General features: G+C 47.5%; 5 protein-coding genes. 4 read left to right on the top strand and 1 reads right to left on the bottom strand.

The features are described from left to right. On the bottom strand, nt 1-908 hold a 908-nt coding region (locus B5X72_RS16265; protein WP_079717983.1), incomplete at its 3' end, for a nucleotide sugar dehydrogenase. A gap of 162 nt (nt 909-1,070) precedes the next feature. On the opposite strand from B5X72_RS16265, the gene dnaG reads away from it, so the two are divergent. From dnaG to B5X72_RS16245, 4 genes are read left to right on the top strand one after another with little or no spacing between them, the layout of a single operon-like run. Continuing rightward, nucleotides 1,071-3,008 (top strand): DNA primase, encoded by a 1,938-nt coding sequence (gene dnaG / locus B5X72_RS16260; RefSeq protein WP_079717982.1) that lies wholly within the window; start codon nt 1,071-1,073, stop codon nt 3,006-3,008. Further along, nucleotides 3,009-3,374 carry a YraN family protein gene (locus tag B5X72_RS16255; RefSeq protein WP_079717981.1) on the top strand — a complete coding sequence of 122 codons (366 nt, stop codon included), beginning with the start codon at nt 3,009-3,011 and terminating at the stop codon, nt 3,372-3,374. It abuts the gene before it with no gap. A 33-nt stretch (nt 3,375-3,407) separates the two neighbouring features. Further along, nucleotides 3,408-4,466 carry a glutaminyl-peptide cyclotransferase gene (locus B5X72_RS16250; RefSeq protein WP_079717980.1) on the top strand — a complete coding sequence of 353 codons (1,059 nt, stop codon included), beginning with the start codon at nt 3,408-3,410 and terminating at the stop codon, nt 4,464-4,466. A gap of 8 nt (nt 4,467-4,474) precedes the next feature. Next, complete coding sequence (locus tag B5X72_RS16245; RefSeq protein ID WP_079717979.1) at nt 4,475-6,256, top strand: TrkH family potassium uptake protein; 1,782 nt, start codon at nt 4,475-4,477, stop codon at nt 6,254-6,256. The last annotated feature ends 3 nt before the right edge of the window (nt 6,257-6,259 follow it).

Genomic DNA, 6,259 nt, shown 5'->3' with positions numbered 1-6,259 from the left:
ATGGTGATGACCTGTTCCCAGTAGTGTGCGACCTCATGCAGGCCGTATGTGCGGGCGATGTAGACCAGGTTGAGGATGTCCTTCTGGAAGCATGAGCCGCCGAAACCGACGGAAGCCTTGAGGAACTTTGGTCCGATTCGGCTGTCTGTACCGATTGCGCGGGCCACCTCGTCGACGTTAGCCCCGGTTCGTTCGCAGAGTTCGGAGATGGCGTTGATGGAGGATACGCGCTGTGCGAGGAAAGCGTTTGCGGTGAGCTTGGAGAGCTCGGAAGACCAGAGGTTGGTGGTGAGGATACGTTCGGGGGGCACCCAGGAAGCGTATACATCCACCAGGGCCTGGACGGCCTCGGGGTTTTCCCCTCCGATGAGCACCCGGTCTGGGTTATGGAGGTCCTGTATGGCGGTTCCTTCGGCGAGGAACTCAGGGTTTGAGAGGATATGGAAGCTGACTCCGTTTCCGGTGTTGTGGAGGATGCTTTTCAAGGCCTCGGCGGTACGCACGGGGAGTGTTGATTTTTCCACGATTATCTTATCGGAGGTGGCTGCTGCTGCGATCTGGCGTGCGCAGAGTTCGATGTATTTCAGGTCGGCGGCCATGCCCTTGCCCTTGCCGTAGGTTTTGGTGGGCGTATTCACCGAGATGAAGATCATGTCTGCCTCATCGATGGCGCGGTCTCCTTCGGTCGTGAAGAACAAATTACGGCCGCGTGCTTCGCCGACGACTTCGGCGAGTCCGGGTTCGTACACGGGGAGCTTCGAAAGGTCGGGGTCATTCCAGGCCGCGATGCGTTTTTCGTTGATGTCTACGATGGTGACGGTGATGTGTGGGCATTTCTGGGCAATGACAGACATGGTGGGGCCGCCAACGTATCCCGCACCGATGCAGCAGATTTTAGAAATCTTCATTCGTAATGAAAAATAAGATGATGAACGCAGTTTTGTGGAGCAAATGTAATTAAAATAATTTTTTGCACTAAAGTTTTGCGTGCATTCATTTCAGGAAATCGCGATATCTTATTGCTACTTCTCCATTATTCTTTAATTTTACCTTGCCAAATAGGATAGTGTGTGATTAAACAAGAAATAATCGACAAAATTATTGATGCTGCCAGGATCGAAGAGGTGGTAGGTGATTTTGTGGATTTAAAAAAACGGGGCACCTCATTGATAGGGTTATGTCCATTTCATAACGAGAAGACCCCGTCTTTCAATGTGTCGGTAAGTAAGGGTATTTACAAATGTTTTGGCTGCGGTGCCGGTGGGGATGCCGTGCGGTTTGTCATGGAGCACGAAAAGTACTCTTACCCCGAAGCGCTTAAATATCTCGCCCAGAAATATCACATTGAGGTAGAGGAGACCGAACGCACACCGGAACAACTTGCGGCTCAAAATAAGCGCGAAAGCCTTTTTATCGTAACTAATTGGGCAGGCAAATTTTTCAAAGAAACACTGTGGGACACTGAAGAAGGGCGTACGGTTGGTCTTAATTATTTCAAAGAGCGGGGCTATCGAGAGGACATTATTCAGAAATTCGAGTTGGGTTATTCGCCCGAAGCATGGAGCGCCCTTTATGACAAAGCCAAAGCAGAAGGTTATAACGATGAGTTTCTGGAAGCCACGGGGTTGGTTATCCGTAAGGATGACGGCAGTGTATATGACCGCTTTCGTGGCCGGGTTATGTTTCCTATTCATAACCTTACCGGAAGAATTTTGGGCTTCGGTGGCCGTACACTGAAAACGGACAAGAAAACCCCTAAATACGTTAATTCCCCGGAAAGCGAAGTATATCACAAATCGGACGTATTATACGGTCTATATTTCGCTAAAAAGCCCATTCTGGATGCCGATAATTGCTACTTGGTGGAAGGTTACGCCGATGTGTTGTCCATGCATCAGGCTGGCGTGGAGAATGTGGTCGCCTCGTCAGGTACCTCGCTTACAAGCGGGCAAATTCGGCTGATTGCGCGCTATACAAAGAATGTGACCATCTTATATGATGGTGACGAGGCCGGCATCAAAGCGTCATTGAGGGGTACGGATATGCTTTTGGAAGAAGGGCTTAACGTGAAGGTGCTGCTTTTTCCTGACGGTAACGACCCGGATTCATATGTACAGCGGTTTGGGTCGGCTGCCTTTAAGAAGTATATTGCCGAGCACCAACGGGACTTTATCTTTTATAAGACCCAGGTGCTTTTGCGTGATGCAGGTGGCGACCCTGTAAAGCGAGCGGCTGTCATCCATGACGTGGTAGAGAGTATCGCGTTGATTCCTGATGCGATCAAAGCATCCGTATTTGTGCGCGAATGCAGTGCCCTGCTCGACATTGAAGAGCGGATCCTGATAGCTGAGCTCAATAAAATTCGTGTCGGTCAAGCACGGAAAGCTGACCGGAAGCCCGAACCTTTGCCGACACCGGCAGGTGCCCCCAAGGCTGTGCCAGACGCGGCGAACGGTGCGGCGGAAGAAAGCCTCTCATCGGATATCTTACAAGAGCGCGAAATCGTCCGCATCCTGCTACACTATGGCAATCAACCTGCGACATGGGAAACCGACAGCGACATTCCCATCGCACCACTCCTGCTAAGTGGATTGAGTGACCTTTCTTTTGACGATCCGGCCTGCCTGGCGATCATCAATACGTATAAGGATTATATTGCGCATAATGAGCTTCCAGAGGAGCGGGTATTCGTAGGGCATGCCGATCGGCGTATCGCCGATCTGGCGATTGATCTGCTCGCTACCAAATATAATCTCAGTCCCAACTGGAATGACGAGAAACGCAAGATATATGTTACACATGAGTCTGAGCGGTTAGAAGATTTGGTATACAGTGCGATTTACCGCATTAAAAAGCGGAAAGTAGAACAACAGATTCACCGGATCCGAGAAGAACTGAAGACAGAAACTGATGCAGCCAATATAGAAGTGATGTTGGCAAATTACCAGAAACTGAAGGACGTTTCGAAGCTAATAGCGGACAAATTGGGCACCATAGTTATCAAATAAATGCTGACCCATCTTGAAAAAGGCAAAAACGGAGAAAACCTAGCCATCCAGCTACTGATAAAACGCGGCTATCGAATCCGCTGCCAAAATTGGCGTTATAAAAATCTTGAAGTAGACGTCATCGCTGAGGAAGGTGATGTGCTTGTTTTTATTGAAGTAAAAACCCGTACAAGTGCAGCTTTCGGTATGCCCTATGAGTTTGTCGACCCAGCGAAGCAAGCCAAACTGGTCCGGGCAGCGAATCACTATATAGCCGCAAATAAGTATGGCGGTGAAATCCGATTTGATATAGTCTCCATCCTTTATGCTGAAGAAAATGATAAATACTATACCCGTTTGATAAAAGATGCTTTTTGGCCGGATTAAACGGGTTACAAAATAATAGTTAAGTTTGCAATCATGAACAAACTCATTTACTGCGCTACAGTGCTGATTGCTTTTATTGCATCCTGCAATACGCAGAAACAGGCATCAAAATTTCGGTTTGCTACACCTGAAGCAGGCACCCTTGTCAAAATAGGCGAGTCCATCCCGCTAAAGTTGGTGTTCCCCTCGGAAGTGTCAACCTTTGATTCCGTAGTGTATGCCATGGACGGCGAGGTTCTCGCGCGGAGAACGGACAGTACGCCAGTAACGCTTGATACTGAAAAAGCGGCGTTCGGCAGCCGTACGCTCAGTGCCAAGCTCTATTATGGTGGCGAAGAGCAAGTTGCCTACAGTAATATTATTGTCGTGCCGCCGCCCCCAAAGCGTTACAGCTTCAAAATCATCAACGAATATCCACATGATCCAAAGGCGTATACACAAGGATTGGAATTTGATGAAAACAATATCTTATATGAAAGCACCGGAAATGAGAGTTCCGGCCAAAATGGCAAATCTTCGTTGCGGAAAGTCGATTATCGCACTGGCGAGGTAATACAGCGGCTTGACTTGGATGATCGGTATTTCGGCGAAGGGCTTACGCTTGTAGGCGACAAAGTTGTTCAGCTTACCTGGCGCGAAAAAGTGGGCTTTGTCTACAATAAGAACACATTTGCCAAGATTGGAGAGTTTGCATACGGGCAGAGTGCCGAAGGCTGGGGCCTGTGTTACGATGGCAATCGTCTTATTAAGTCTGACGGGAGCAGTCGCCTATACTTTCTCAATAAGGATACTTATGCCGAAGAAGGTTTTATCGAGGTGTATAACGATAAAGGGCCGGTGGATAGCATCAATGAACTGGAATACATCGATGGCAAAGTATATGCCAATATCTATACCAAAGACATCATTGTTATCATCGATCCGGAGACTGGTGCCATTGAAGGTGAGATTAATCTCATCGGCATTTATGCCGATAAAAAAGACCATAATAATGAGCTCAACGGAATCGCCTATGATAGGCGGGGCGATAGGCTTTTTATTACCGGAAAGCTATGGAGTAAGCTCTATCATATTGAGCTGGTCGAACGCTAACGACGACTATGCTGAGCGCAATAAAGTACATTTTCAAGTATCGCGAAAAAGCGGTAGACCGGGTTATGCTGTATGTCAGCTTGCTTTGTGCGTTGGCGGTGCTTTTTCACCTGGGGTATAACACGGACGTATTCACAGCCCAGCGATTCACAGTGATTACAGCATGGCTGTTTTATGGACTGTATGTGTTAAGCGTGTTGCGTACCGTATTGTCTATTTGGATTGCCAAACGCGTGATGGTAGCGCATTACGGAGGGCTGGCCTTGCTATTGTATTTTGTAATAGTTGCTTTAGCGCGGCAAACTGACGTCGGTGTGTTGTCGTTTTTGCGGCAGGCTGAATGGTTGCATTTGGGGATTTTCGCTGTCTTTCTGACCGAGCTTTCCAAAAGCAGCCTCTTTTTTGATAATTTTTATTTCAACCCGACTATTTTATTCGTTATTAGCTTCCTTGCCCTTATCCTTATCGGTACACTGCTGTTGATGCTGCCACGTACAACGCCTGGACAGCAGTCGTTGGGTTTTGTTGATGCGCTATTTATGGCCACGAGTGGGGTTTGCATCACGGGGCTATCGGTCATTGATGTCGCTAGTAGGCTTACCGTATTTGGCCAGACCGTATTGCTGATACTGGTCCAACTGGGTGGATTGGGTATCATGACTTTTACCGGTTTTTTCGGCTATTTCTTTTCCGGCGGATTTTCTTTTAAAAACCAATTGATGTATAGCGAAATCCTGGGGCACAATAAGGTGGGGTCGGTCATCAATACGTTGTTTAAGATAGTGTTTATTACCTTATTTTTTGAGGCCATAGGAGCGGTATTGATCTATGCGAGTGTATCGGCAGAGGATTTTGAGTCCGGTGGAAAGCGCTTATTTTTCGCTATATTCCACGCTGTGTCCGCCTTTTGTAATGCCGGGTTTTCCACGGTAAGTGATGGGATGTCTCATCCCCTTCTTCGATTCAATTACAATGTGCAATTGATTATTGCTTTGCTCTTTATTTTGGGCGGGTTTGGATTTTCCATTGTATTGAACACCTATACGTTTATCAAGCGGTGGGTCGTCAATATTTTCAAGCGCATTTTTTACGGCAGGCCATTTGTTTACCGGGCTTGGGTCATCAGTTTTAACTCGCGCTTGATTGCCTGGGTGACCGCCATACTAATCGTTTTCGGAACGTTGAGTACCTTCGTGTTAGAATACGAACACACACTTGCAGAGCATCAGGGGTTTTGGGCTAAGTTGGTTTCTGCTTTTTTTACAGGCACTTCTTCCCGTACTGCAGGGTTCAATATTGCGGATATGGATGCTTTTACGTTTCCTACGATCATGCTTATCATGCTGCTCATGTGGATAGGAGCCTCCCCGGGTTCGACGGGAGGTGGCATCAAAACCACCACCTTTGCTATCGCTTTTCTTAATATCGTCAGTTTGGCGCGGGGCAAAGATGACCTGGAGATCTTCAAACGGAAGATCTCAAACGATACCGTCAATAAGGCATTCGCCATTATCATGTTGTCTTTACTGGCCATGGGGGTGTCTGTTTTCGCACTCACAATTACCGATGGCGACAAAAACCTGTTGGACATCGCATTTGAGTGCTTTTCGGCGTATGCGACCTGCGGGCTTAGTTTAGGCATTACGCCTCATCTTAGTGACGGCGGTAAAGTAATCATTACCATCACCATGTTTATCGGGCGGGTTGGTATGCTTACGCTATTAGTTGCATTGATTAAAAATACTAGAAACAGAAACTTTGCCTACCCGCAGGAGAAGGTATTGTTTTAAGAT

This window comes from Parapedobacter luteus (genome assembly GCF_900168055.1).
GTDB classification, from domain to species: Bacteria; Bacteroidota; Bacteroidia; order Sphingobacteriales; family Sphingobacteriaceae; genus Parapedobacter; species Parapedobacter luteus.
This window is presented reverse-complemented; position numbering and strand designations above follow the sequence as displayed.